Source organism: Dactylosporangium sp. NPDC049525 (genome assembly GCF_040676755.1).
Taxonomy (GTDB): Bacteria; Actinomycetota; Actinomycetes; order Mycobacteriales; family Micromonosporaceae; genus Dactylosporangium.
The window spans coordinates 1-25,136 of the sequence record NZ_JBFAPO010000049.1; the positions used below are offsets into that span (position 1 = coordinate 1).

Below are 25,136 nucleotides of genomic sequence, written 5' to 3' on the forward strand. Positions count from 1 at the left end.
TGGCCACGCTGCCCGAAGCGGCCGGACGGCGCAGCGCGGCGGCGGGACTGCGCGGCGGCGGGACTGCGCGGCGGCAGGGCGGCAGGGCGGCAGGGCGGCGGGGCGGCAGGGCGGCGGGGCTGCGCGGCGGCAGGAGGGCAAGACGGCGCGGCGGCGGGACTGCGCGGCGCAGCGGCAGGGCGGCGGGGCCGCGGCTGGACTGCGCGGCGGTCAGACGTCGAGCAGCTCGACGGTCACCCTCGCGACGTCGCCGACGTCGAGGGTCTCGGCCTTGCGGACCGGGCGCTTCAGCGGCAGCACATAGGCGCCCCCGCCGCTGCCCGGGAAGATCGACGTCTTCCAGCTGGTGCCGCCGACCGTCACCCGCACCCGCAGCGACCCGAACCCGCGCCGCACTCCCCCCGCCACGCCCCGGATCTCCTCGGACTCATCGTCCGGCAGCGTCACGAACACCCAGCTGTCGGCCCGCCTCGCGTCCCACGACCACAGCTGCCCATCAAACACGACCACCACCCGCACACCTTCGCACGTGGGTATGACAAAAAACCGCCCGGCCGCGCAGTCCCGCCGCGGTGCCGCGCGGGCGGCGGGCCGGTGCCGCACTTCAAGGCAATCACCGCGACGCAGCCACAGGGGCCCTGCCGCGGTGGTCAGACCGTGAAGCGCAGCTTTGACGGTTCGCCGCGGGCCAGCCGGTCGGCGTGCTCCGTCACGTTCAGGCAGTCGCCGAGGGTCGCGCCGGCGGCGAGCCGTTCGACGACCCGCGACTCGGTCGCCATCACCCCGGCGGCGGCGGTGAGCTGGGCGACGGCATCGCCCGGGTCGAGCACCACGATGCCGTCGTGGTCGGCGATCACGATGTCACCCGGATGGACGGCCACGCCGCCACAGCTGATCGTCTCGCCCAGTGCCGCCAGGCGCGTCGTGGTGCCGGCCTTCGGGTTCACGTGCCGGCTGTACACCGGCAGGCGGCAGGTGCCGATGAACCGCAGGTCCCGGTACCCGCCGTCGATGATGATCCCGGCCAGCTCCTTGGCCAGGGCGGCCCGGGCGAGCAGCTCGCCGGCCAGCGCGGTCTCCCGGCCGCCGCCGTCGACCACCAGCACGTCGCCGGCCTCGGCCCGCTCGATCGCCTGGACCACGCCGAAGAAGTCGTCGCGGCAGCGCACCGTCAGCGCCGGCCCGCACAGCACCGGGTTGGCCGACCGGCATCGCAACGCCGGCGACATGACGCGGATGTCTCCGGCCGCGTCGCACAGCGCGGTGGTGTCGACCTCGGCGGCGAGCCGGCGGATCGTGGCCAGGTCGACAGGCGGAACGTCCATGCCCGTGACGGTACCCGCCGGATGTTACGTAACTCATATTATTTGAGTCCTGAACTCATTTAGTATGGGTCTCGTAACGTACGACATGTGAAACGGTAGGAGCAGTGCATGAGACTCGTCATCTTCGCCGCGACCGGTGGCATCGGCCGGCATCTGCTCGAACAGGCCCTCGCCGCAGGTCACGACGTCACCGCCGTGGCCCGGAACCCCAGGGGCCTGCCGGCAGCGGCGCGGATCGTCGCCGCCGACCTCGCGAACCCGGACCCGGCCGCCCTCGCGGCCGCGGTCGACGGTGCCGACGCCGTGCTGTCCGGGCTCGGCCCGCGCAACCCGAGGGCCGACGCCGGCATCGCCTCGCGCGGCACCCGCGCCATCGTGGCGGCGATGCAGGCGGGCGATGTCCGGCGCGTCGTCGTGGTCAGCGCCGCGCCGGTCGGCACCGTGCCGTCACCCGGCCGCCCGAACCCGCCGAAGCACGACCCCGGCGACGGGTTCTTCATGCGGCACCTGGGTGCCCGGTTCGCACACACGCTGTTCCGCGCGCACTACGCCGACCTTGCGCTGATGGAGGACATGCTCGGCGACAGCGGCCTGGACTGGACCGTCTCGCGACCGCCGAAGCTGACCGACAAGCCCCTGACCGGCGTGTACCGGACGGCCTACGGGCAGAACATCCGCGGCGGCTTCTCCGTCCCACGCGCCGACGTCGCCCACCACATGCTCCGCGTGCTCGATCAACCGGAGACGATCAAACAGGTCATCGGCATCGCCCACTAGCGGTGCGCGTCGGCTCGTCGCGGACCACGCGAGGCAGGTCAGAACGGGGCGACGTCCTCGCCCATCAGGGCCAGCGTGATGCCGCCCTTGCCGGTCTTGATGCCCTGCACGACGACTTTGCCGGTCCGGCCGTCGGGCAGCTCCAGGGTGAAGGTCTTGCCGACCGCGTTCTTCGGTCCGCCGGCGTCCGTGGCGGGCCGGAAGTCACCCGCCCACGGCGGGGTTCCGCCGCGTTTGCCGGGTTCGGTGAAGAGCGCGGCGGTGCCTGGAGTGCGGGTGCCGTCCGTGGAAAGGAGCGCTGCCGCGCTCCGAAAGGTTGCCATGTTCAATCACGCTATATTGCGACGCTCTCATTTGCGCATCGGAAGCGCCTCGTGGCGCATGGCGCCGCCCGGAGATCGTCTCAGAGCGCACCACCCGCGGCGGGGACGGTGTCCCGGAGGCGGGCGGCGTCCTGGCTCGGCGGCGCGCCGAACTGGCGGCGGTATTCGCGGCTGAACTGCGACGGGCTGTCGTAGCCCACGCGGTGGCCGACCGTGGTGACGTCGTTCGGGTGGGTGGACAGCAGCAGCCGGGCCTGCTGCAGCCGGATCTGCTTCTGGAACTGGATCGGGCTCATCGCGGTGACCGCCTGGAAGTTGCGGTAGAACGCGGACACGCTCATGCCGGACATCTTCGCCACGTCCTCGACCCGGAACGCCTCGCGGTAGTTGTCGCGGATCCACCGGACCGCGTGGGCGACGTGGGACAGGCCGCTGTCGGCCAGGCCGAGCTGGCGCACGACGGCGCCCTGCTCGCCGGTGATGAGCCGCCACAGGATCTCCCGCTTGATCAGCGGCGCGAGCACCGGGATGTCGCGCGGCCGGTCGAGCAGGCGCAGCATCCGCACCGCGGCGTCGACGAGCTCGGCCGGAGCGTCGCTGACGGCCAGTGCGGACGGGGTGCCGGCGTCGGCGCGCGCGAGGTCGCCGGGTTGCGCCTGCAGCAGCAGCTCGGCGATCGCCGACGGCTCCAGGCGCAGGCCGAACCCGAGCGCCGGGCGGGCCCGGCTGGCCTCGGTGTAGTGGCCGGTCACGGGCAGGTCGACGGACGCGACCAGGTACTGCCCGGCGCGGTACTCGTACACCCGGTCGCCGAGTGCGAGGGTCTTCGCGCCCTGCGCGATGAGTGCCATCACCACGCCCGACATCGACGCCGACGACTCGTGCGCCCGTTCGGCCCGGCCGATGAGGACGCCGTCGACGGGAGTGGTCCAGTCGGGCCGGGCATGGCGCTCCAGCAACGCGCGCAGTTCCTCCACCCGTCGATTACAGCGCACGACGTTCTTCCCGGCAAGGAGAGGATCAGGCAAGTGCTCAGGAGCATCGTTCTACTGTTTGCCCAGCTCAAGCTGATGTGATTGGGGTGTCGAAATCGCCGGGAGCACGATGATGCTCCACGAATGAACAGGCAGGCGCAGTCATGAGCGTAGCGATCGTCATCGGAGCGAGCTCCGGAATCGGGCAGAGTGCGGCCATCCAGCTCGCCAAGCGCGGCACGGACGTCATCCTGACGTACAGCGGCAACCAGGCCGGCGCACAGGACACGGTCACCGCCGTCGAGAAGGAAGGTCGCGTCGCCGTCGCGCTGCGGCTGGACGTCGGCCGCACGGAGACGTTCCCCGCGTTCCGCGCGCAGGTCGTCGAGGCGCTGCGCGACACCTGGCAGCGCGACACCTTCGACCACCTGGTCAACAACGCCGGGTTCGGCGGGATGGCCATGTTCGAGGACACCACCGAGGAGCTGTTCGACAAGTTCCTGCGGGTGCTGCTGAAGGGGCCGTACTTCCTGACCCAGACGATGCTGCCGCTGCTCGCCGACGGGGGCGCCATCGTCAACGTCAGCAGCAACTCGGCGCTGCCCAACGGGCTGGTCGACGCCGGGTACTCCGCGTACGCGACGATGAAGGGCGGCCTGAACGTGTTCACCCGCGTGCTGGCGAAGGAGCTCGCGCCGCGGGGCATCCGGGTCAACGCGGTCTCGCCCGGCCCGACGCGCACCCGGATCTCCGACGCGTCCGGGGTGGTGGCGTTCGACGCGTTCCCGGAGGCGATCCCCATGCTCGCCGCGAAGACCGCCCTCGGCCGCATCGGCGAACCCGACGACATCGGCATGGTGATCGCCACCCTGCTGGGCGAGGAGGGCCGCTGGATCACCGCGCAGAACATCGAGGTCTCCGGCGGCTACGACCTCTGACCTGCACCTATGACCCGGTCGTCGCCGGTCGATGTTGTACGTTGCCGTCCGTGACTTCGTACCATCACCGGTTCCTGGCCGGCGAACATGAGCAGGTCTGGGCCGAGCTCGGCACCCTCACCGCCGTCCCGGCGAACCTCACCGACGACGTGACGGCGGTCGCGGACGAGACGATGCGCCGCGTCGCCGTCCACGTGCGCCGGCTCGGCGCGGCGCTGCAGGAGCTCGGCCTCGTCCCGGCCCGCACCCTGCTCTGCCCGCCGACCGGCGAGGAGCTCGCCGACCTGCCCCGGCTCGACGAGGAGATCGGCGGGCTCCCGGCGGCGCTGTCGGCCTGCCTGCGCCACGTCGGGCTGGTGATGTTCACCGGCGACTGCCCCGTCCTCGGCATCACCTACGAGGACTTCGAGCCCGAGGACACGCCGCTGCCCGACCCGCTCGTCATCCCGGGCGCCGAGTGGCTGCGGCAGGACTGGGACGACCACCGCGACGCGTACGGCGATCCCGGCCCGTTCCACTTCGAGTTCTCGCCCGACGACCTGACCAAGGCGAACATCAGCGGCCTATCCTACTCCATCGACCTGCCCAGCACCGTCGCCGATCCGCTCCTGACCGGTGTGACCTGGCGGACCGGCCCGATCACGCTGGTGGAGTACCTGCGCACGTCGATCGCCTGGGGTGGCCTGCCGGGCTGGTCGACGGCCCCGGACGACGCACCCGCGGAGCTCGACCGCCTCCGCGTCGTCCCGGACTTCTGAACCACGCCCCAGCTCGCCCGCAGGCGCTCCTCGACCGCGCAGTTGGCGCACCGCCGCCCCCGACGACGATACGACTTGGAGAGCGAACTGATGGCGGTGCTGGCACGATGGGGCGCACACGTTCCGCAGGACGGACAGGCGCCTCCCATCAACTCGGGCTGTTCCTCACGCCGCTGGAGCCCAACAGAGCCCGATGGAAGGCAGACCACACCATGACAGCGGTATCAGGCCAGCGGCCGGTCGCAGGCCTTGGGGCGGAGGAGGACCTGCGGGCGCTGTTTGGGCAGTCCGTCGCCGTCTTCGCGTCGCTTGCGGGACCTGCGCACGTGGTGGAAGCGGCGAACCCGGCGTTCTTCGCCACCTTCGGCGCAGCGCGGATCGACACCGGGGTGGCGCTGGTGGAGCTGGCGCCCGAGCTGACCGGCCAAGGCTTCGTCGAGCTGCTGGACCAGGCCTACCGCACCGGTGAGCCCTGCACCGGCCGGGACGTCCGGGTCGTGGTGGGCGACGGCCCGCACGCGCGGGAGGCGTTCTTCGACGTCACCTGCGAGCCGCGCCGGGACGCCGGCGGCGACGTGGTCGGGGTCCATGTGATCGGCGTGGAGACCACCCAGGTCAGGCACGCCCAGCGGCTGATGGCCGAGCACCGTGCCCTGCTGGAGCAGATCGCCCGGCAGGCACCCCTGGCCGACGTCCTGGACGGGATGGCCCGCAGCATCGAGCAGCTTGCGCCGCAGACGGTGCTCGTCTCGGTGCTGCTCGCCGACGCCGACGGCCGGCACCTGCGCCACGGCGCCGCGCCCAGCCTGCCCGACTTCTACAACCAGGCGATCGACGGGATCGCCACCGGCGAAGGCGTCGGCTCCTGCGGCACCGCCGCCCACCGGCGGGAGCCGGTCATCGTCACCGACATCGCCACCGACCCGTTCTGGGCCGACTTCCGGGACCTGGCCGGGCGAGCCGGGCTGGCCGCCTGCTGGTCCACGCCGATCCTGGCCCGCGACGGCGGCCTGCTGGGCACGTTCGCGATGTACCACCGCACCCCGCGCGTCCCGCAGGACATCGACCTAGCCCTGACCCGGGTCTTCACCCGCACCGCCGCGCTGGCCATCGAGCGCCACCACATCGAGCAGGCTCAGCACGCCGCCGAGGCGCGGGCCAAGGCGGCCCTTGCCGAGCTGGCCAAGGCGGTCCGCGTCGAGCAGGAACTGCGGGCCGAGGCCGAGGAGCGCGCCACCGCCGCCGCGGACCTCGCCGTCCGCATGCGTGCCGCCGCGGCCGCGCAGGCCGCCAGGCCGCACCCCGAGGGCTGCCAGCTCGGCGGCGCCCCGGGATGCCCCGAACCGGCCGAGATCAAGATTGCCGACTCGTGGGGCGACTCGGCGTGGGGCTGCGCCGCGCACGTCGAGGAGGTCATCCTCAACGTGCGGTCGGTGTTCATTGCCAGCGAAGAGCTCGGCGGCCTGGCCGCGTTCCTCAACCGCTGACCCGCCGGCCTCAACCGCTGGCCCGCCGGCCACTGTCGCCGGCGCGCCGGCCGCGCGCCGGCGGCACCGTCAGTGCGAGCTGGGCAGGCCGTCGAGGGCGACGAACTGGTAGCCGCGGGCCTGCAGCGCCGGGATGACGGTCTCCAGGGCGGCGCAGGTCTGGCCGCGGTCGCCGCCGCCGTCGTGGCAGAGCAGGATCTGGCCGGGGTGGGCGGCGAGCATCCGGTGGGTGATCGAGCCGGTGCCGGGGCGGGTCCAGTCGCGGGGGTCGTTCGTCCAGTTGATCGGCACCATCCGGGCCTGCGCGGCGGCCGCGAACACGGCGGGGGAGACGGCGCCGCCGGGGGAGCGGAAGATGGTCGGCAGTTTCCCGGTGGTGTCGTAGATCTTGTTCTGTGCCCGGTCGATTTCCTGCTGTACGCGGTCCTGCGCGAAGTGGTCGATCTTCCCCGGGTGGCTCCACGTGTGGTTGGCGACGTGGTGCCCCGCGGCGACGATGTCCCGGGCGACGGTCTCGTGGCCGAGGACCTGGTTGCCGATGAGGCAGAACAGGGCGGGCACGTGATACCGGTCCAGCAGGCGCAGCACCTTCGGCGTCCACGTGGGGTGCGGGCCGTCGTCGATGGTCAGGGCCACCGCGTTGCCGGGGAACGGCGGGCCGGGCACCAGCCGGCGGTACTCCTCGAGCGTGAACACCGGCCGGTCCAGCTGCGGCAGGGCGGTGGCGGCCGGCGTGGGCGCGGGCGGCGACGTGGTCGGCGCGGCGGCGGGACGGGTCACCGCCACCGGGACGTCCGCAGGCAGGCGCGGGCGCGGCCCCGCCGAGCCGCCGGCGGCGAGGGCCGTGCCGGTCGCGGCGAGCCCGGCGCCGAGCAGGCGTCTGCGGGACAGTCCGGTCACAGGGGGCCACCTCCGGTGCATGGTGCGCGTCGCGCCGACGCACTGATCATGACGCGATCGCCCCGCGCCGGGTTGCACAGACCGGCCAAATGCCCGAAAAAACGGCGTCAGCGGTGCGTGTCGAGGGTGTACCGGCGCTGCAGCAGCACGGCCACGGTCATGAGCACGGCAGGCACCAGGGCGAAGCCGTAGCGGACCGCGGCGAGGGCGGTGGGGGACTGCGTGGTGTGCTCGCCGGCGGCGCTGGCCGCGAAGCCGCCGATGGCGAGGCAGGCGGCGTACACGTAGGGGCCGAGCGCGCCGCCGGTCGCCTCCGTCGCGGTCCAGACGCCGGTGTAGCCGCCCGCGCGGGTCGTGCCGTCGGGTCCGGACGCGGCGATCACGTCGGGCAGCATCGAGAACGGCAGCAGCTGCATGGCGGCGAACGCGACGCCGAGCACGGCGACGGCGCCGACGATCAGCGGCAGGCCGGCCGCGGCGCCGAGCGCCAGGACGAGCGAGCCGGCCACGAACGCGGCCTGCGCGACCAGCAGCCCGCGCTGCTTGCCGATGCGGCGGGCGACGACGACCCAGACCGGGGTCGCGAGGATCGCCGGTGCCACGAAGGCGGCGACCAGGACGGTGGTGAGCTTCGGCCGGCCCAGCTCGTACTCCGCGAAATAGGGCACCGCGGCGAGGACCAGGTGGGTCGTGGTCGACATCGCCAGGTAGGCCGCTGCCAGGGTGCGGAACTGCCGGTCACGCAGCGACGCCAGGAGCCCGTGCCGGCTGCCTTCCGACGAAGCGGACAGTGGGGCGGCGGTGGTGAGCCGTCGCACGCCGGCGATGCCGACCAGCATCGCGGCGAGCATGGCGGCGCCGAGGATGAGGCCCATGCGGGCGTACCCGCCGACCGTCGCGTCGTCCTGCCCGGCGATCAGGGGCGCGGCGACGCCGCTGAGCAGGATGCCGACGGTGAGGACCACCATGCGGAAGCCCATCAGGCGGGTCCGCTCGTGGTAGTCGATGCTCAGGTCGGCGGGGGTGGCAAGGTAGGGGACCTGGTAGGCGGCGAACAGGAGGTTCCCGGCGATGAACGCGACCGCGACCCACAGCCCTGCCGGGGCGCCGCGCAGGCCGCCGGGCACGGCGAACATCGCGGCGAACGCGACGGCGAGGGCGCAGCCGGCGAGCATGAGCCGCCGGCGGTGGCCGCGGCGGGCCAGGTCGGCGTCGGAGAGCCGGCCGACCCACGGGTGCAGCACCACGTCGAGGACCTTCGGCGCGAGCAGCACGAAGCCGGCGAGCAGCGGCGGGACGGCGAGGACGTCGGTGAGGAAGTACAGCAGGAGCAGGCCGGGCACGGTGACCCAGACGCCCATGCCGACGGAGCCGGTCGCGAACGGGATGAGACCGCGCAGCGGCAGCCTGACGTGCGACATCAACCACGCTCCCGGAATCCAACGTGCGATGGATAATAGGCGACGATGGACGATCTGAACAGCACGCGACGACGACCCGGCCGGCCCCGCGCGGGCGACGCCGAACCGACCCGCGAGGTGATCCTGCGGGTGGCGACGGATCTGTTCGCCCGCAACGGTTTCGACGCGGTGAGCATCAGGGCCGTGGCCGAGGCGGCGGGCGTCGACGTGGCCACCGTGCACCACCATGCCGGCGGCAAGCTGGTGCTGTACCAGGCGTGCTTCGCCCAGGTCTTCGAGGCCGAGCGGCGCGCGCTCGAACCGGTCATCGCGGCCGCCGCGGACGGTGACCTCCTGACCGCACTGCACCGGGTGCTCGACGCGTTCGTCGACTTCCTGGAGGAGCGGCCGGAGACCACCGGGCTGTGGCTGCGGCGGTGGCTGGAGCCCGACCGGCACGCCGGCATCGACGAGCAGTTCTCCACACCGCTGTACGAGCAGGTGGAGCGGGTCCTCGCGGCCGCGCACAGGGCCGGCGTGCTGCACGAGCCGCAGCCGCACCTCGCCGTGCGCAGCCTCATCTGGGCCGTGCACGCGCACGCGGTCACCGCGCTGCACGGCGACGTCCCGGCCGACAGCCGGTTCGCGCTGCGGGCGTTCGTGCATCGATGGCTGGACCGCATGTACGGGCGGCCTTGACGCACCCGACACCGGTGACCCAGAATCCAACGCGTGTTGGAATACGGGGCGGTGGTGATCGGCGCCGGGCCGGCCGGGCTCGCCACGCTCAAGGCCCTCGCCGACGCCGGCGTGCCCGCGGTGTGCTTCGACGCCGGTGACCGGCCCGGTGGGCTGTGGGTCTACGGCGGGCCGCACTCCTCGGCGTACCGCACGCTGCACCTCAACACCAGCCGCACCCGCACCGAGTTCGCCGACTTCCCGATGCCCGCCGACTGGCCCGACTACCCCGCGCACACCACGATCGCGGCGTATCTGGCCGACTACGCCCGCACGTTCGGCCTCGACGCTGCGATCCGGCACCGGCACGTGGTGACCCGGGTCCAGCAGGCACCCGCGGGCGGGTGGACGGTGACCGCCGACGGTCCACAAGGGACGGTCGAGGTGACGGCCGAGGCGGTCGTGGTCGCCAACGGGCACAACACCGTGCCCCGGCTGCCCGACCCGCCCTACCCCGGCGAGCTCACCGCCGAGCAGCTGCACAGCCACGACTACCGCGGACCCGAGCAGCTGCAGGGCCGCCGCGTCCTCGTCGTCGGCGGCGGCAACTCGGCCATGGACATCGCCGTCGACGCCTCCCATGCCGCCGCGCAGACCCTGCTGTCGGTGCGCCGCGGCGTCTGGATCGTGCCGAAGTACCTGTTCGGCAAGCCGTCGGACACCCTCAACGGCGCCCTCGCCAAACGCCTGCCGTGGCGGGCCCGGCAGCGCATCAGCCAGACGATGCTGCGGCTCGCGGTCGGCCCGCCCACCCGGTACGGGCTGCCGGCACCGAGCCACGGCTTTCTCCAGGACCACCCGACGCTGTCCGACGCGCTGCTGCCCCGGATCACCCACGGCGAGATCGCGGTGCGCCCGGCGATCGCCCGCTTCGACGGCGCCGACGCCGTCTTCACCGACGGCCGGACCGACCCGGTCGACCTGGTCGTCTGGTGTACGGGGTACCGCGTCGCCCTGCCGTTCCTCGACCAGTCGCTGCTCGGCGACGGCGCCGACCGGCTGCCGCTCTACCGGCACGTGTTCCACCTCGACGCGCCGGGGCTCATGTTCGTCGGGCTGATGCAGTCCACCGGCGCCGCGCTGCCCGTCGTCGAGGCGCAGGCCCGGCTCGTCGCCGGGCACCTGGCCGGCACCTACGCGCCGCCGCCCGTGGCCGTGCAGCGCGCGGCGTGCGCCGCCGAGCTGCGGGCCGCCCAGGACCGGTGGGGCGACCGGCGCCCGGCGATGCGGATCGACTTCGACGCCTACCTCGACCTCGCGGCGCGCGAGCTGGCAGCTGGACGGAAACGGGCATGAGTGCGCTGCACGGCCGGCGGGTGTTGGTCACCGGCGCCAACGGTACGTTCGGCAGGCTGCTCTGCGCGCGGCTCGCCGCCGCGGGCGCGGTCGTGGCCGGCCTCGACCTCGTGGCCGTCGACGCGCCCGTCCAGGTCTTCGCCTGCGACCTGACCTCGCCCGCGGTGCCGGCCGTGGTCGCCGCTGCCGTCGAGCACCTCGGCGGGCTCGACCTGCTCGTCAACAACGCCGGCGTCGGCGGGCCCGCACCGGCGGAGCTGCCGCCGGACGAGGTCGTCGCCCGGCAGCTGGAGGTCAACCTCCTCGCCGCGTGGCGCACGACCGCCGCGGCCCTGCCGGCCCTGGAGGCCGCCCGCGGCCGGGTCGTGTTCGTGGCCAGCCGGATGGCGGTCCTGCCGCTGCCCCTGGCCGCCGCCTACGGCGTCAGCAAACGCGCCCTCGTCGCCTACGCCGACGCGCTGCGCCTGGAGGTCGGCAGCCACGTCGGGGTGAGCGTGGTGTACCCGAGCATGGTCGCCTCCCCGATCCACGACACGACCGCCGCGGCCGGCCTGTCCCTGCAGGGCGTGTCCCGCCTCGAACCCGTCGAGGGCGTCGTCGCCGCGATCCTGCGCGCAGCCACCGCCCGCAAGGCCCCGCGCGACGTGGCCACCACCCGCCGCGGTCGCTTCGAAATGGCCGTGGCCCGGCACTTCCCGGCCCTCGCCGACGCGATGGTCCGCCGCACCGTGGCGTCCCGCCTCGCCGCCGGCGCGTTCGACGGAGCGCCGCTCGCCGCGGGCATGGTGCGCCGCCACCGGCAGGAGCCCTGACCGCTGCGCGGGGATTCCGTCCTCCTTCAGGGACATGTTGTGCGATCGACCCGGACGCGATGGTCCGCGGCTATACGATTCGGCCCGTACAGCGCACAAGCGTGAGGGCAGGGGCTGAGTCGCATGGCCAAGGACACCCCTCCGAATCATTATGAGATTCTCGGCGTGGCACCGGGCGCATCGCTGGAAGAGATCAGCCAGGCGTACCGGAAACTGGCCAAGCAACTGCACCCCGACGAGGGGGGACCCGCCGGGCTCTTCCGGCAGATCGTGCTGGCACGCTCGGTCCTGTCCGATCCCGGACGGCGGGCCGAATACGACCGCCAGCTTGCCGGCCCGCGACACCAGCCGGCGCAGGAGTCGACCCGCCAGGCCCACGAACGCGCGGCGTCGGAACGCGAGGCCAGGGAACGCGAAGTGCAGGCCCGCGAGGCGAGGCAGCGCGAGGCCAGGGAACGCGAGAGCCGGTTGGCGGCCGAGGCGCGGCAGCGTGCGCTTCTGGCCCGGCAACAGGCCAGGAGGACGACGGTCGTCACGGCCGGGGTGGCCTGCCTCGCGCTGGTCGTCTTCTCGATCGTGCTGGTGTCCCGGCGCGACGCACGCCGTGAACTCGGCGCGGGAGGCCCGGCCGCCGGCAGCACCGCGGGCCCGTCGGACCGCCTCACCGCCGCATTCGGCTGGAGCAACTCCGATGTGTGCCAGCTCAAGGCGGACGGATACCACGTCGTGGGCGACGCCGGCACCTGCCTGTCGTCCATCGAGTTCACCGACGGCGACATCACGGTGGACGTGCGGACGGTGGTCGGCGGCTTGGCCGGAATCGCATTCCGGGTGTCCGACACGACGACGTACTGCTTCCAGATCCTGCCCACCGGGGAGTGGAGCCTGCAGTCGTCGGGCGTCAGCGCGATGCGGCCGGTGACGCCGCTGGTCTCGAACGCCGCCATCGTCACCGGCGACGGCGCGCGGAACACGTTGCGCGTCCATGCCCGTGGCGCGCGGTTCGAGTTCTTCGCCAATGGCGTGAAGCTGGGCGAGGCGCAGGACGACGCCTACCGCGAGGGGACGCTGGGCCTGTTCGGCTACACCCTCATGGGCAGCCCGAACGAGATCGTGTTCAGCAACCTGCGGGTCACCGACGAGTAACGCCGCTCTCCGAGTTTCTGTCAAGATCACGACGACGCCGTGCGGTGCCCGTGGGGCCGTTGCCACTATCGGCCGCATGAGCTCGTTCACCACGCCGGCCCCACCGGTACCCCCGATCAGCCGCACCCGCAAGCGCGCCGCCGTGCTGATCGTGGCGGCGACCGTGGCGCTGTGCTGCGCGGCCGTCCTCGCGTGGTGGAACCCGTGGGGCTTCGTCAGCCTCGACACCGGCCTGTTCGGAGCCGTCGTCGTCGCGACCGTCCTGCCGGTCACCGCGGGCGCGCTGGTGCTGCTGCTGGTGCGTGCCATGGCGGTGCGGATCACCGTCTCGATCCTCTGCGGCGTCGCCGCGCTGGTCGCCCTGTGCGGCGGTGCCGGCGTCGCGCTGTTCACCGACCCGAACTGGAAACGCGCCGTCCTGGCCACCTCGACCACCGGCGACTACCAGGTGGTCAGCAGGACCCAGGACAGCCTGACCTGGCGCCAGGAGCTGCACATCGCCTACCCCGCCGGCATCCTCACCCGCGAGTCGACCCGCCCCCTGGCGTGCCTGCAGGCGACCTTCGGCGACACCCCGAAGGTCCGCGTCACGTCGGCCAGTTTCGTCGCGGCCCACGAGGTCGAGCTGACCCTCGACAACGGCACCACCTGGCGCACCCCGTTCGACCCCGACGACCTGCGCCCGTCGCAGACCCTCGACGCCGGCTGCTGGTACACCGGCGCCCACGTCCACAAGGTGCCCTGACCTCCGGCTCGGCCTCGGATAGCATTCCGGCGTGTCTCAGGTGGCGGCCCGTTGAGATCCCGGCCCGAGCTCGCGACGGCCGCGGACCTGACGCGGCGGCTCCAGGATCCGGAGTTGGCCTGGCTGCTGGCACCCTCGACGGCACCGGCGCCCACGACGGGTTGGTGGCGGTCCCGTAGGCATCGGGGGCCGCGGTCCGCACGCGCCGACGCCGTCATGCGCCTCGCCAGGATCATGGTCGAGAGCCGCTGGCTCGGCGACCCGGCGGACCGGGAAACCCTGCACGACCAGCTGCGCAAGGCGCTACCGGCGCTGGTGCGGGCCGTCACCGACGCGGACCCGTCGGTGCGGCAGGCGGCGCCGTATGCGATCTGGCAGCTCGACTCCGCCGACGGCGCCGTGCTGGCGGCCATCAGCGCGCAGGCCGCCGTGGAAACGGACCCGGGGGCGCTCGCGGGGCAGCTCCGGGCGGTCGACGAGATCGGCGGCCGGCTCCCCACCGGCGACCGGGCGCTCCCGGCCGGTTGGTACGCACGCTGGCTCACGCACCGCACCGTGGAGGTCCGGCTCGCGGCGGCCGCCGGGTGCGCCAGGTGGAGCCCGCCGGACCTCGACGGCGACGGCGTCGATCTCGCCGGGATCGCCGGCGCCGACCTGTACCGGTCGAAACGCCGGTGGCTGCAAGGGTTCCCGTGGTCGGGGCTGAGCATCGGGGACTTCGCGGAGCTGCTGGCCGACCGGCCCGAGCAGGGCCTCCGGTTCGCGCTCGCCGCGTACGCGTCGCGGGACCTGGTGTTCCGCCGGACCGCACCGGCCACCGCGCGGCGGATCCTGGCCCGCCACCGCACCGGCCCACCGCGACTCTGGGAGGCGATCGGCAGGTCCCTCGCCGACCCGGCGATCCGCGACGAGGCCGCCGCGCTCTTCGCCGCCGCTGGGGACACCGCACCGACCGCGACGTTCGCCGGGCGGCTGCGCGACATCGCCGCGCTCGGCGGCGACCGGCTCACCGACATGGAAGCCGGCGCCTCGGCGGGCGTCGCGCTCGCCGGCTTGCGCGACCCGACGGTCGCCGAGGCGGCCCTGGGATGGTTCGCCACGGGGGTGCCGCACGTGGCCCGCTCCCGCGCCCTGCCCGCGACGCTCGCGCCGTTCGGCGACCGCGCCGCGGACCTGGTGCCGCCGGTGGGCGCCGCCCTGCGCCGGGACGCGGCCGGAGCCGGGTTCACCGACGGCCTGCCCGACGACGTGGCCGCGGTCGCCGCGTACGTGCGGGTCCTGGCGACCTGGGGACCGGCGGCCGCCGGGGCGGTGCCGGACCTCGCCGAGCTGCTGGACACCAGGCTCGCCGCGGCGGCATGCCGCGCCCTCGGGGCGATCGGGCCGGCCGCGGCCATCACCGCCGGGCTGCTCGAGGACCTCGCCCGCGGCGAACGCCGGCCGCCCGCCGCCGTCGCGCCGGCCCCGCCGTGGCACGGCGACCAGGACGCCGCGTGGGCGCACTGGCGGGTCACCGGCGACCCCGCGGTCGCGCTCGACGTCATCGGCCGGGCCGTGCGCCGCGGGCCCGCCCGGGCGGACCTCACGCACCTGGCGGACCTGGGGCCGCACGCCGACGCGTACGCCGGCGACGTCCGCGAACTGTTCGACTCCGCCGGCCCGTGGACCAGGATCCGAGCCGCCCACGCGTGGTGGCGCAGCACCGGCGACCTGGCCGCCGCGGTCCCGGTGCTCCTGGCGACGCTGCAGCCGCTGCGCGACGGCACCGCCGACGCCGTGGTCCGCGAGGCCGTCCGCCACCTGGGCGCGATCGGCGCCCCGCATCCGCCGCGGCACCGCTGCTGCGACAGGTCCTGGACGCCGACCGCCGCTTTGCCGGCACCGTCGTCCACCCCGGGTACTTCGAGGCGAGGAACAACCTGCGCACCATCCGCGACGACCAGGCCCTGCTCGGCGACGCCCGGCTCGCCCTGCACCGCATCACCAGGCCGGCTTCTTGAGCTGGGCGGTCGTCAGACCTCGACGATCGGCCAGCTCTTGCCGAGCACGGCCTCGATCTGCCCGGCAGCGACGTGAAGACGGCCGCGGAGTGACTCGCCGCCGTCAATGCCGCGTGCCCCGCGCCGATCCGCCCGGCCCGTGCCGCCATCCCCCCGATGATAGGAAGATCGTCAGGGTCGTTGACGTTGGTTTGAGGCTCATCGACCAGGACGACGGGAGGCAGCCGCAGCACTCGCAGCATGTCGAAGTCGCCGTATGAACATCGGTGGGACTGTGCGGCCGTGGCGTCGCTCAAGCATCCTGCCGGGCTTCGTGCGGCAGGGTCATGTCCGCGGCGAGGTTGCCCAGCAGGGTCAGTGCCTGGGCCGACGGGGTGCCGGGCGGGGCGTGGTAGACCACCAGCTGCTGGCCGGGGGCGCCGTTGACGGTGAACGTCTCGTAGGACAGCGTCAGCTCGCCGACCATCGGGTGGACGAAACGCTTGAACCCGGTGGTCTTCGCCGCGACGTCGTGGCGGGCCCACAGGCGGCGGAAGTCGTCGCTCTTCAGCGACAGCTCGCCGACCAGGTCGGTGAGGCGGGGGTCGTCGAGGTCGGTGCCGGCGCTGGCGCGCAGGCTGGACACGGTCTCGGCGGCGACCCGGGGCCAGTCGGCGTAGATGCGGCGGGTGTCCGGCTCCAGGAACATCGACCGGACCATGTTCTGGCCCTTGACCGAGCAGTGGTTCACGGCGGCCGCGAGCCGGTTGTTGGCCAGGACGTCCAGGTGGCGGCCGGCCACCATGGCCGGCGTGTCCGACCAGAGGTCCAGCAGGCGCAGCAGGCCGGGGCTGACCCGCTCCGGCTGGCGGGCTCGGCGGCGGGGACGGGCGACGGGCCGGGCGAGTTCCCGCAGGTGCGTGACGCCGTCGTCGTTCAGCGTGTACACCCGTGCCAAGGCCTCGATCACCTGGTCGGACGGGTGCTTGTCCCGGCCCTGTTCGAGGCGGACGTAATAGTCGGCGCTGACGCCGGCGAGCAGCGCGACCTCCTCGCGGCGCAGCCCGGGGGTGCGGCGGCGGCCGGGCTCCGGCAGGCCGAAGTCCTCCGGGCGGGCCACCTCCCGGCGCGCCCGCAGGAACTCGCCGAGGCGGTTGTCGCTGTGCATCCTCCCAGGTTAGGTGGCATTGCGGGGGATTGCCTGGCCCCCGTACCCCTAGGAAGACGCCGTCCTGGCAGCCGGCCTGCGAAGGCGCGACGGTGGACCCATGACCAACACGAACGCTTTGAACGGCCGGGTCGCCGTCGTCACCGGAGCCACCAGCGGCATCGGCGCGGCGACCGCGAAACGGCTCGCCGACGGCGGCGCGTCCGTCGCCCTCATCGGGCGGCGCGAGGGCCGCCTCAAGGAACTCGCGGCCGACATCGGCGGCAACGCCCTGCCCGTCGCCGCGGACGTCGGCAACCTGGACGCGCTGCGGGCCGCGGCGGAGACCATCCGCGCGGCGTTCGGCCCCGTGGACCTCGTCGTGGCCAACGCCGGCGTCATGCTCGCCGCGCCGTTCGAGTCGGCGGAGACCGCCGAGTGGGACCAGATGATCGGCACGAACCTCACCGGCCTGCTCTACACCGGCCGCGCCTTCATCGACGACCTGCTCGCCGCCGCGGCCGACGGCCGGCGGGCGGACCTCGTGCACGTCGGCTCGGTCGGCGGGCACACCGTGTTCCCGAACTACGGCGTGTACACGGCCACCAAGGCCGCCGTCGCGCACCTCACCCGCAACCTGCGGGCCGAGCTCGGGCCGCGCGGCGTCCGGGTGAAGAACGTCGAACCTGGCTTCGTCCTCACCGAACTCGGCGACGGCATGCTCGATCCCGGCCAGCGCGAGACCCTGGTGCAGTGGCGGGACTCCATGGAGGTGCTCACCCCGCAGGACGTCGCCGACGCGATCGCATACATCGCGGCCGCGCCGACCCGGGTCAACCTCGCCGAGGTCATCATCGTACCGACGCAGCAAGGCTGAACCACAGGGCTTGACCTTGACCCTGGGGCAGGGCTCGACGATGGCGGCATGAACGAGATGACGCACATCAGCGAGCGGGTCGCGGCCTTCTGCGACACCACCAAGGTCCCCGGTTACGTCGTCGGCGTGCACCGCGCCGGCCAGCAGAGCATCCTCGCGCACGGCGTGGCGAACGTCGTCACCGGCGCGCCGATGCGCGAGGACACCGGGTTCCTGTTCGGGTCCATCACCAAGGTGATGACGACGATGCTCGTGCTGCGGCAGGTGGAGCGCGGCACCGTCGACCTCGACGAACCGGTCGTCACGTACCTGCCGGAGTTCGCGCTCGCCGAACCCGGCGCGGCCGGCCGGATCCGGGTACGCCACCTGCTGACCCACACCAGTGGGATCGACGCCGACCTGTTCTTCCCCGCGGGCAGCGGCCCGGACGCACTGCGGGCCTACCTCGCCGGGCTCGCCCGGCAGTGCGGCACGCTGTTCGCGCCGGGCGAGCACGTCAGCTACTCCAACGGCGGCATGATGGTCGCCGGGCGGCTGCTCGAGGCGGTCACCGGCACGCCGTATCACGACCTGCTCCGGCGGGAGGTGTTCGAGAAGGTCGGCATGACCGGCTCGGGCACCTCCGCGGCCGAGGCGATCCTGCGAGGCACCGCGGTCGGGCACTTCGCCGACCCGGTCACCGGCGAGGTGCGGCGCACCGACATGTTCATGCTGCCCGACACGTGGGCGCCGGCGGGTGGCACGCCGATCGGCACGATCGCCGACCTGCTCGCCCTCGGCCGGTCCCACCTCGGCGAGGACGCGTCGACGAAGCTGATGCGGACCGTTTCGCATGACATGGGTACGCCGAATCTCCCGCCCGTCGGCATGGGCTGGCTGCTGCCGACGTTCGGTGGCACGACCGTGCTGACGATGTCCGGCGCGTCACCCGGCGGGGTGGCCGTCCTCGCCGTGGTGCCCGAGCACGACCTGGTCTTCGCCGCGTACGGCAACGACCCGCGGGCCCTCGCGCTGCACGACGAGCTGCTGCCGTCGCTGCTGCCGGGCCGCCTCGACGTCGCCGCGATCACCCCGCTGCCGCCGGAGCCGGACCTGGCGCGGTACGCCGGCACGTACCGCTCGGACCAGCTGCGCATCGACGTCAGCGTCGTGGACGGCGAGCTGGAGGAGCGGATCACCTACGAACCCGCCGACGGCGTGCAGGAGGCCACGTTCACCGGTTTCGTCGGCGGGCCGTTCACGGTCCCTCCGCTGCGGTACGCACCCGTCGGCCGGGACCTGTTCGCGCCCGCCGGGATGCCGGTCGGCGAGCTCGATCTCACGTCGCGGCAGTACCTCGTCTCGTATCATGGCGACACCGGAACCGGGCCGACGCACCGCTGCTCGGGCGGCCGGATGACCCGCCGTGTCGCGTCCGGCGAACGCTGACAAGGATGCAGGCCATGAACGACGAGCGGCACCTGCTCACCATCGGCCAGCTCGCGGACTACGCGGGCGTGACCATCAAGGCCGTGCGCCACTACCACGCTCGTGGCCTGCTTCCGGAGCCGCCGCGCGACGGTTCGGGGTACCGCAGGTACAACGCCCGCCACGCGATCGACCTCGTGAAGATCAAAACCCTGGCGGACGCGGGCGTGCCCCTCGCCCGCGTCAAGGAACTGCTCACCGCGGGCGCCGAGGAGTTCGCCGCCGCGATCGCCGACATCGACCGCGACCTGCGCCGGCAGGCGGAGAAGATCCGCCGCAGCCGGGACCGCATCGCCCAGCTGCGCACCGGCGACCGGCTCTTCGTCGCCGCGGAGGTCGCCGACTACCTGGAGCGGCTGCACGCCCTCGGCGTCAGCGACCGCACGGTGCACCTGGAACGCGACATCTGGCTGCTGCTGCACGCGGTGTCGCCGAAGGAGGCCGACGGCTGGATCACCGACAAGCTCGACGCCCTCGACGACCCCGAGTTCCAGGCGATCTACCTCGCCTACGACGCGGCCTTCGACTACCCGCCCGACGACCCGCGGCTGCCGGCGCTGGCCGGGCGGGCCCGCCGCTGGTACACCGCCCGCTATCAGGCCACCGAGTCCGCCGGCGACGTCGACCCGGCCATCACCCAGCTCGCCGCGGCGTCCGTCGGCGCGTCGTCCCCGGCGTGGACCCGCCTCGCCGAACTCGCGCGCTCGGCAGGTCCTGCCGCGCCGCAGGAGACACACCGCGCGGCGCCGCTGGACTAGCGTTGCTCCGCATGACCCATGTGGAGCTCGAGATCACCGCGGAGCTGGTCCGGGATCTGGTCCGTGACCAGCACCCCGACCTCGCCGACCACCCGGTCCGGCTGGGCGCGCGTGGCTGGGACAACCAGCTGTGGCGGCTCGGCGACGACCTCGCCGTCCGGCTGCCCTGGGCGACCGGGTCCGCGGACGCGCTGCTGCGCAAGGAGCACTCCTGGCTGCCCACGCTCGCCCCGCGCCTGCCGCTGCCGGTCCCCGTCCCGCAGCGGCTCGGCGAGCCCTCCGAGCGGTTCCCTCGACCCTGGATCATCACCACCTGGGTCCCCGGCACACCCGCCGACCTGGCCCCCGTCACGCGCGCCGCGGACGCGGCCGGGTCCCTGGCCGCGTTCCTGACGGCGCTGCACCAGCCCGCCCCCAGCGGCGCGCCCACGGGCCGGGGCCGCGGCGGGCCGCTGGCCGACCGCGCCGACCACTTCGAAAGTGGGCTCACCGAGGCTATCGAGCTGGGCCTGATCGACGACCCGGACGGCGTCCGCGCGGTCTGGCACGACGCGGTCACCGCGCCGGAATGGACGGGCCCGGCGCTCTGGCTGCACGCCGACCTGCACCCCGCCAACGTCCTCACCGCCGGCGGCACCCTCTGCGGCGTGGTCGACTTCGGCGACCTCTGTGCGGGCGACCCGGCATACGACCTCGCCGCCGCGTGGCTGCTGCTCCCGGACGACACCGCCGAGCAGTGCTACGCGGCCTACCAGCCGGCGCTGGACGCCGCCACCGTCCGCCGCGCCCGCGGCTGCGCGATGGCCCGCGCCCTCGGCGGCATCCTCATCGGCGACGCCGGCGTCCACGGCCGCCCCGGCGGCAAGCCCACTTGGGGACCACCCGCCCACGCCGCCCTGCGCCGCCTCATCGCCACAGCCGCCTGACCGGCGCCTATGGTGGCACGGTGATCGAGATCCTGGATGACCTCGGTGTGCTCGCCCGGCGCAACCTGGACCCGGCGACGTTGAGCCTTTCCGGCGTGCCCTTCGGCGCGACCGCCGCCACCGCCGTCCCGCGGCACCGGATCACCGAGGTCACGGGCTCCCCGATCGTCCACCGCTCACGCACCGGCGACGCCATCGAGAGCGAATACTACGGCGCGGATGACCGGCGGCTGCCCCTCGACGAGGTGATCGACAGCGTCATGCAGACCGCCGGCATGGTGCACTTCGCGGGCAGATTCAGCTACAAGATCGTGGACGGGGCGGTCGTCGGGTTCGCCCTCTACGGCGCCGAACGCGGCCATCTCGCACACTTCGGCTTCCTGCGGTCCTACGAGCGGTTTCTCGCCGAGTTCGGCGCACCCGACCGGGCCGAGGAGTCCCGGACCTACGGCGACCTCCTGGGATATCACAACTACTACTGGCACTCCAGGAAGCAGGTGTACTGGGACGCGTGGGGCGAGGACGGGTCAGGGCAGCTGTCCTCGGTCAGTCTCGGCGACTACCCGGGCAACGCGGGCCCTGGACAGGCTAGTTTGCTCGGATGAGTCTCCTTGATGACGTGGCGAAGCGTGACGGCTGGCGATGCTGGGTGTGCGACGAGCCGGTCGACGCCGGCATGTCGGTGAACGACCCGCGTGGTCCCAGCGTCGACAGCCGCACCGCCGACAGGAAGGCCAAGGTCGTCGAGCGGCTCGCGCACCGCGCCTGCAACACCCGCAAGGGCGCGGTCAAGGTGGTCATCGCCTGGCCGGACCGGCTGCACGTGGTGGAACCCGCGCCGCTGATCACCGTCGCCGAGCGCCTCGAACGCAAGGGCGGCCGCGAGCTGGTCGCCCGCTGTCCGAGCCAGAAGGACGCCCGGGAGACAGCGGACTGGCTGGTGGACCGGTTCTCCCGGCTGGTGCCCGGGCTGCCGGTGACCGCGAGCGTCGACGCGGGCGGCGGCCAGTTTCTCGTCGCCCTGGTCACCGGTCGCCGCTGACCGCTGCCCCGCCGCCGCACCCGCCCGGTCCGTCAGTGGTCCACGTCCCGGGCGAACCGGCTCAGCTGCGTGCGGATCGATGTCATGACCTGATCGGTCGTCGACTCGATCTCGGCGTCCGTCACCTGCACCGACGCGATCTCCTCCAGCAGCCGCGCCCGGTGCTGCTGCGCAAGGACGATCGCCGTGGCCGCCGCCGCAGAATCGACCCACCGACCGACAAAGCCCGTACTGCCCGAACCGCTCATTGATCGGGCGACCTCCCCGCCGGCCGCCGCCAGCTGCTGGTGGATACCGGCCAGCGGCACGGCGATGCCCTCCGGCAAGGCGACCGGAGCCAGCGGCACGTCCTGGCGGTGTACCCCATACGCCCGGCACACGCCGTCCAGTGCGGCGGAGACGATCGCCGTCACCGTCGCGCCCAGCTGGTATCGCGCTTCCTCGCGGAGCCGGTCGTACTGCCACGGAACCCGACTGACCCCGGTCGGCCCGGCAGCGCGGACCGCCTCGAGCGTCCGCGCGCGCAGCGACTCGAAGGACTGCCGGCCCGCCGCCCGCACCGCCTCCCGGATGCCCGGATGCTCACCCAGCGCCAGCAGCTCCGCCCTGAACCGCTGGACGGAGACAGCGTCGGGGCGGCCGCTGGGCCGGCCCGGCCGTGCGGCGACCCGGGCTGCAGGTGCTCGACGAACCGTGTCGACGGCATCTGCCCGGCGGTCACGTCCAGCAGGTTCACGCGGGTGAACAGCGGACCAAGGTCGCACGGCCGCAGCAGCAGCGGCAGGACCGGGATGCCGCGCTCGCCCGCCCGCTGGACCTCCCAGCGCACCCACTTCGATCCGACGGACGCCGGCGACAGCACCGGGACCACCACCGAACTGGCCTCGACCGCGGCCGCGATCGCGGCTTCGAAGTCCTCCCCGGCCTCGATGGTCTGGTCGTACCAGACCGGCAGCCGGGCGGCCGTCAGGTGCTTCACCAGCTGCACCACGTAGGGCCGGTCGGTGCTGCTGTAACTGATGAACACATGCCCCACGATGGCCTCCACCGACATGTGAGCGCGGGATGTCAGTCTCTCATCTCGTACAGCTCGGCCAGCGCCTCCGACAACGCGGCGGTGTCGCACCGTCCCATAGGGATGCGCCGCGCGAGCTGCCAGTGGTCCGACCCCGAGTCGTCGGCCCAGATCTCGGTGATCCGCTGCTCGTGGACCGTGTTGGGGGTCGACGCCGCCACGCCCGGGTCCAGTTCGACCAGCAGCGTCAGCCCGCCGGCCAGCGAGTGGGCCAGCTGGGTGTGCAGCCGGCGCTGCATGTGGAAGGCGTTGCCGTGCCACCGGCCGCCGCTCAGCAGCTGCATGATCCGGTCGGTTGCCACCGGCCCGAACCCGGGCAGGCTCGTCGCCGCGCGCTGCGGCTCGGTGAGCGCCACCGCCGGCCGGTGCAGCTGCGGGAACGGCTGCAGCACCTCGTAGTCGGCGAAGAGCCGCACCCAGCGGGCCAGGTCCGCGCCCAGCTCCGCCGGGTGCACGATGCCGAGGTGCGCGTCGTCGTCGACGGTCGCGGACGCGTCGTGGATGTCGGCGAAGCTGCCGTCCTCCGCGATCCGCAGCGCCCGGACCAGCCGGTGCCGCGGGTCGTACTCGCCCCAGAGCAGCCGCCGGGCGATCGGACCCAGGATCGGGTGCGGCAGGAGGACCGCCGCGACGTCACGTGCCGGCCGGAGCTGATGCGCGAACATGTCCCGTTGCAGGCGCGCGGTCTGCGCCGCCGCGGTCACCTGCAGGTCCCGCTTCAGCCGCAGGAATTGTTGGTACGCCGCGGGATTGGTGTCCTTCACGCCCGGCTTCGGTGGCCTCGCCAGCAGTCTCCCGTCGGCGCCGACGGCGAAGGCGGTGAGGTGCTCGTCGGTGGCGACCGTGAACGTCCGCGCCCCGTAGTCGAGCGTGATGCCGGTGTCGAGCCCGTGGGTGACCGCCAGCCGGTCCGCCAGCTGCGGCACGGACAGCCCGCGCCGTGCGGCGGCCTGGGTGAGATAGTCGACGGCCCGGTCCTTCGTCGGGCCGCCCGAGATGCGCTGCTCCATCGCCAGCACGTGCCGCAGCGCGACGTCGGTGCCGACCGTGACCAGCACCGCGAGGCCGTCGAGCGAACGCGCCCACCGGCCGCTCCCGGGCCACGACCGCACCAGCGGCGCGAGAATGTCCATTGTGGAGTCGTCGCCGACGTGTGCCTGCGCCAGCACCGCCCACGCCTCCGACGGCGGCATCCCGTCGGCGAGCCACTCGCTCAGCAGCCCCCGCCCGAATTCGGCCAGGCTCTGCGGGTCGCAGTCCGCGATGCGTTTCTCCGCCTCCGGGTCTGCCGCCTGTACCAGCGGCTGCACGGCCGCCGACGACTCCACGACCAGCGGCGCGCCGCCGCCGTCCGGGGCCGCATCGCCGGGTGCCGGCTCGGGTGGCTCCGCCAGCCGCGACCGGGTCAGCGCCTCGACCAGCCGCGTGACCTCCTCCGGCGGCATCGTCCCGCCGGAGGCGAGGCGGAGCTGCGGCAGCCGCTCGGGGCGCGTCCACGCCGGCGGCTTGCCGCTGCGCACCGCGTACGGTCCCTGGCCGGCCGCGATAACGGCGGCGGCCTGCGCCCCGTACCCCTCGGCGGCCTCGACGATCGTCGGACCGTGGCCGATACCGGCCAGATACCGCAACGCCTCCTCGGCCTGCTGCCGTGCCCTGCCCGGGCGCCCGGCCGCGGCCGGAATCAACGCCCGCGTCGCGGTCTCGGCGTGCCGCCGCAGCCACAGCCGCGCCCACAGCCGCGCGGAGCCGAGGTGCCGCAGCCACCCCGCGACCAGCGTGGCCGCCTCCGGCGCCCGGAACGGCAGCACCAGCACGCCCAGCCGGTCGGCGCTCTCCCCGACCTCGCCGAGCGCGAACGGCAACGCGTCCAGCTCGAACCGCGCGACCGAGACCAGGCCCAGATCGAGGCGTTGCCGGTGCCGCAACCGCAGCGGCTTGCCGAGCAGCGCCCGCGCCGGCGCCTCGGGGCCCTTCGCGAGCAGCCACGACACCTGCGGCGGGGTCAGGTCCGACACCCGGTCCGCGCGGGCCGCCGCCACGTCCCAGTCGGGCCGCTCCAACCCGTGGTCGAGCGCCGCCGCCCGCGACCACCACCGCTCCCGCTCGCCGTCCTGCCATGCCATGACGGACGGTTCCTTGCAGACCAGCCCGTCGACCACGGCCGGTCTGCCGCCCTGCCCTGCCGCCATCGCCCGGCCTCCACCACTCGTTCGCGGGTCGGTCCGCAGAGCGTACCGAAGCAGCAC

Annotated in this window: 26 protein-coding genes; 16 read left to right on the forward strand and 10 right to left on the reverse strand. The window is 73.6% G+C overall.

Annotation, left to right across the window (positions count from 1 at the left end; all coding sequences use genetic code 11):
* Positions 1-210: 210 nt before the first annotated feature.
* The gene (locus tag AB0K00_RS43135; RefSeq protein WP_363533891.1) at positions 211-513 is read right to left on the reverse strand and encodes a DUF1905 domain-containing protein; all 303 of its coding nucleotides are present in this window, start codon (positions 511-513) and stop codon (positions 211-213) included.
* 137 nt (positions 514-650) lie between these two features.
* Complete coding sequence (locus AB0K00_RS43140; protein ID WP_363533894.1) at positions 651-1,325, reverse strand: RraA family protein; 675 nt, start codon at positions 1,323-1,325, stop codon at positions 651-653.
* Between the two features lie 108 nt (positions 1,326-1,433).
* On the opposite strand from AB0K00_RS43140, the gene AB0K00_RS43145 reads away from it, so the two are divergent.
* Positions 1,434-2,102, forward strand: a complete 669-nt coding sequence (locus tag AB0K00_RS43145; protein WP_363533897.1) for an NAD(P)H-binding protein — start codon at positions 1,434-1,436, stop codon at positions 2,100-2,102.
* 38 nt (positions 2,103-2,140) lie between these two features.
* Here AB0K00_RS43145 and AB0K00_RS43150 read toward each other — a convergent pair whose 3' ends face one another.
* Both AB0K00_RS43150 and AB0K00_RS43155 read right to left on the reverse strand, forming a co-directional pair.
* On the reverse strand, positions 2,141-2,425 hold the full coding sequence (locus AB0K00_RS43150; protein WP_363533900.1) for a hypothetical protein: 285 nt from the start codon (positions 2,423-2,425) through the stop codon (positions 2,141-2,143).
* 80 nt (positions 2,426-2,505) lie between these two features.
* A complete protein-coding gene (locus AB0K00_RS43155; protein ID WP_363533903.1) occupies positions 2,506-3,402 on the reverse strand; it encodes an AraC family transcriptional regulator in 897 nt (298 codons plus the stop codon).
* A gap of 161 nt (positions 3,403-3,563) precedes the next feature.
* Between AB0K00_RS43155 and AB0K00_RS43160 the strand changes: the two genes are divergently transcribed.
* The 3 genes from AB0K00_RS43160 (at position 3,564) to AB0K00_RS43170 (ending at position 6,582) form a co-directional block, all read left to right on the forward strand.
* Entirely contained in the window at positions 3,564-4,337 is a 774-nt protein-coding gene (locus AB0K00_RS43160) for an SDR family oxidoreductase (RefSeq protein WP_363533906.1), read from the forward strand.
* Between the two features lie 50 nt (positions 4,338-4,387).
* Positions 4,388-5,095 carry a hypothetical protein gene (locus AB0K00_RS43165; protein ID WP_363533909.1) on the forward strand — a complete coding sequence of 236 codons (708 nt, stop codon included), beginning with the start codon at positions 4,388-4,390 and terminating at the stop codon, positions 5,093-5,095.
* Positions 5,096-5,307: 212 nt separating this feature from the next.
* Complete coding sequence (locus AB0K00_RS43170) at positions 5,308-6,582, forward strand: GAF domain-containing protein (RefSeq protein ID WP_363533912.1); 1,275 nt, start codon at positions 5,308-5,310, stop codon at positions 6,580-6,582.
* A gap of 69 nt (positions 6,583-6,651) precedes the next feature.
* Here the strand turns inward: AB0K00_RS43170 and AB0K00_RS43175 are convergent, their stop codons facing one another.
* Together AB0K00_RS43175 and AB0K00_RS43180 are read right to left on the reverse strand one after the other, a co-directional pair.
* Entirely contained in the window at positions 6,652-7,482 is an 831-nt protein-coding gene (locus tag AB0K00_RS43175; RefSeq protein ID WP_363533915.1) for a polysaccharide deacetylase family protein, read from the reverse strand.
* A 107-nt stretch (positions 7,483-7,589) separates the two neighbouring features.
* Positions 7,590-8,903 (reverse strand): MFS transporter, encoded by a 1,314-nt coding sequence (locus AB0K00_RS43180; RefSeq protein WP_363533918.1) that lies wholly within the window; start codon positions 8,901-8,903, stop codon positions 7,590-7,592.
* A gap of 45 nt (positions 8,904-8,948) precedes the next feature.
* On the opposite strand from AB0K00_RS43180, the gene AB0K00_RS43185 reads away from it, so the two are divergent.
* From AB0K00_RS43185 to AB0K00_RS43210, 6 genes are all read left to right on the forward strand, one after another.
* The gene (locus tag AB0K00_RS43185) at positions 8,949-9,581 is read left to right on the forward strand and encodes a TetR/AcrR family transcriptional regulator (protein ID WP_363533921.1); all 633 of its coding nucleotides are present in this window, start codon (positions 8,949-8,951) and stop codon (positions 9,579-9,581) included.
* Positions 9,582-9,614: 33 nt separating this feature from the next.
* Positions 9,615-10,916, forward strand: coding sequence for an NAD(P)-binding domain-containing protein (locus AB0K00_RS43190; RefSeq protein WP_363533924.1), 1,302 nt, complete (start codon positions 9,615-9,617; stop codon positions 10,914-10,916).
* A complete protein-coding gene (locus tag AB0K00_RS43195) occupies positions 10,913-11,728 on the forward strand; it encodes an SDR family NAD(P)-dependent oxidoreductase (RefSeq protein ID WP_363533927.1) in 816 nt (271 codons plus the stop codon). The genes AB0K00_RS43190 and AB0K00_RS43195 overlap by 4 nt, the downstream gene beginning before the upstream one ends.
* 123 nt (positions 11,729-11,851) lie before the next feature.
* Positions 11,852-12,874 (forward strand): DnaJ domain-containing protein, encoded by a 1,023-nt coding sequence (locus AB0K00_RS43200; RefSeq protein ID WP_363533930.1) that lies wholly within the window; start codon positions 11,852-11,854, stop codon positions 12,872-12,874.
* 76 nt (positions 12,875-12,950) lie between these two features.
* A complete protein-coding gene (locus tag AB0K00_RS43205) occupies positions 12,951-13,619 on the forward strand; it encodes a hypothetical protein (RefSeq protein WP_363533933.1) in 669 nt (222 codons plus the stop codon).
* A gap of 51 nt (positions 13,620-13,670) precedes the next feature.
* On the forward strand, positions 13,671-15,695 hold the full coding sequence (locus AB0K00_RS43210; RefSeq protein WP_363533936.1) for a hypothetical protein: 2,025 nt from the start codon (positions 13,671-13,673) through the stop codon (positions 15,693-15,695).
* 216 nt (positions 15,696-15,911) lie between these two features.
* Here AB0K00_RS43210 and AB0K00_RS43215 read toward each other — a convergent pair whose 3' ends face one another.
* Entirely contained in the window at positions 15,912-16,766 is an 855-nt protein-coding gene (locus AB0K00_RS43215) for a helix-turn-helix transcriptional regulator (protein WP_363533939.1), read from the reverse strand.
* A gap of 100 nt (positions 16,767-16,866) precedes the next feature.
* On the opposite strand from AB0K00_RS43215, the gene AB0K00_RS43220 reads away from it, so the two are divergent.
* From AB0K00_RS43220 to AB0K00_RS43245, 6 genes are read left to right on the forward strand one after another with little or no spacing between them, the layout of a single operon-like run.
* Positions 16,867-17,622, forward strand: coding sequence for an SDR family oxidoreductase (locus tag AB0K00_RS43220; protein WP_363533942.1), 756 nt, complete (start codon positions 16,867-16,869; stop codon positions 17,620-17,622).
* A gap of 48 nt (positions 17,623-17,670) precedes the next feature.
* Positions 17,671-19,050 (forward strand): serine hydrolase domain-containing protein, encoded by a 1,380-nt coding sequence (locus tag AB0K00_RS43225; protein WP_363533945.1) that lies wholly within the window; start codon positions 17,671-17,673, stop codon positions 19,048-19,050.
* A 14-nt stretch (positions 19,051-19,064) separates the two neighbouring features.
* Positions 19,065-19,847, forward strand: coding sequence for a MerR family transcriptional regulator (locus AB0K00_RS43230; protein WP_363533948.1), 783 nt, complete (start codon positions 19,065-19,067; stop codon positions 19,845-19,847).
* Between the two features lie 11 nt (positions 19,848-19,858).
* Positions 19,859-20,773, forward strand: a complete 915-nt coding sequence (locus AB0K00_RS43235) for an aminoglycoside phosphotransferase family protein (protein WP_363533951.1) — start codon at positions 19,859-19,861, stop codon at positions 20,771-20,773.
* Between the two features lie 20 nt (positions 20,774-20,793).
* Positions 20,794-21,378 (forward strand): hypothetical protein, encoded by a 585-nt coding sequence (locus AB0K00_RS43240; protein ID WP_363533954.1) that lies wholly within the window; start codon positions 20,794-20,796, stop codon positions 21,376-21,378.
* Positions 21,375-21,815: a hypothetical protein gene (locus AB0K00_RS43245; protein WP_363533957.1), complete on the forward strand. Its 441-nt coding sequence runs from the start codon at positions 21,375-21,377 to the stop codon at positions 21,813-21,815. Before AB0K00_RS43240 ends, AB0K00_RS43245 begins: the two co-directional genes overlap by 4 nt.
* A gap of 32 nt (positions 21,816-21,847) precedes the next feature.
* Here AB0K00_RS43245 and AB0K00_RS43250 read toward each other — a convergent pair whose 3' ends face one another.
* The 3 genes from AB0K00_RS43250 to AB0K00_RS43260 all read right to left on the reverse strand — a co-directional run bounded on the left by AB0K00_RS43250 (position 21,848) and on the right by AB0K00_RS43260 (position 25,079).
* Positions 21,848-22,162 (reverse strand): hypothetical protein, encoded by a 315-nt coding sequence (locus tag AB0K00_RS43250; protein WP_363533960.1) that lies wholly within the window; start codon positions 22,160-22,162, stop codon positions 21,848-21,850.
* A 62-nt stretch (positions 22,163-22,224) separates the two neighbouring features.
* Positions 22,225-22,851, reverse strand: coding sequence for a toll/interleukin-1 receptor domain-containing protein (locus AB0K00_RS43255; RefSeq protein WP_363533963.1), 627 nt, complete (start codon positions 22,849-22,851; stop codon positions 22,225-22,227).
* A gap of 32 nt (positions 22,852-22,883) precedes the next feature.
* On the reverse strand, positions 22,884-25,079 hold the full coding sequence (locus AB0K00_RS43260; protein WP_363533966.1) for a DUF4132 domain-containing protein: 2,196 nt from the start codon (positions 25,077-25,079) through the stop codon (positions 22,884-22,886).
* Positions 25,080-25,136: the final 57 nt, after the last annotated feature.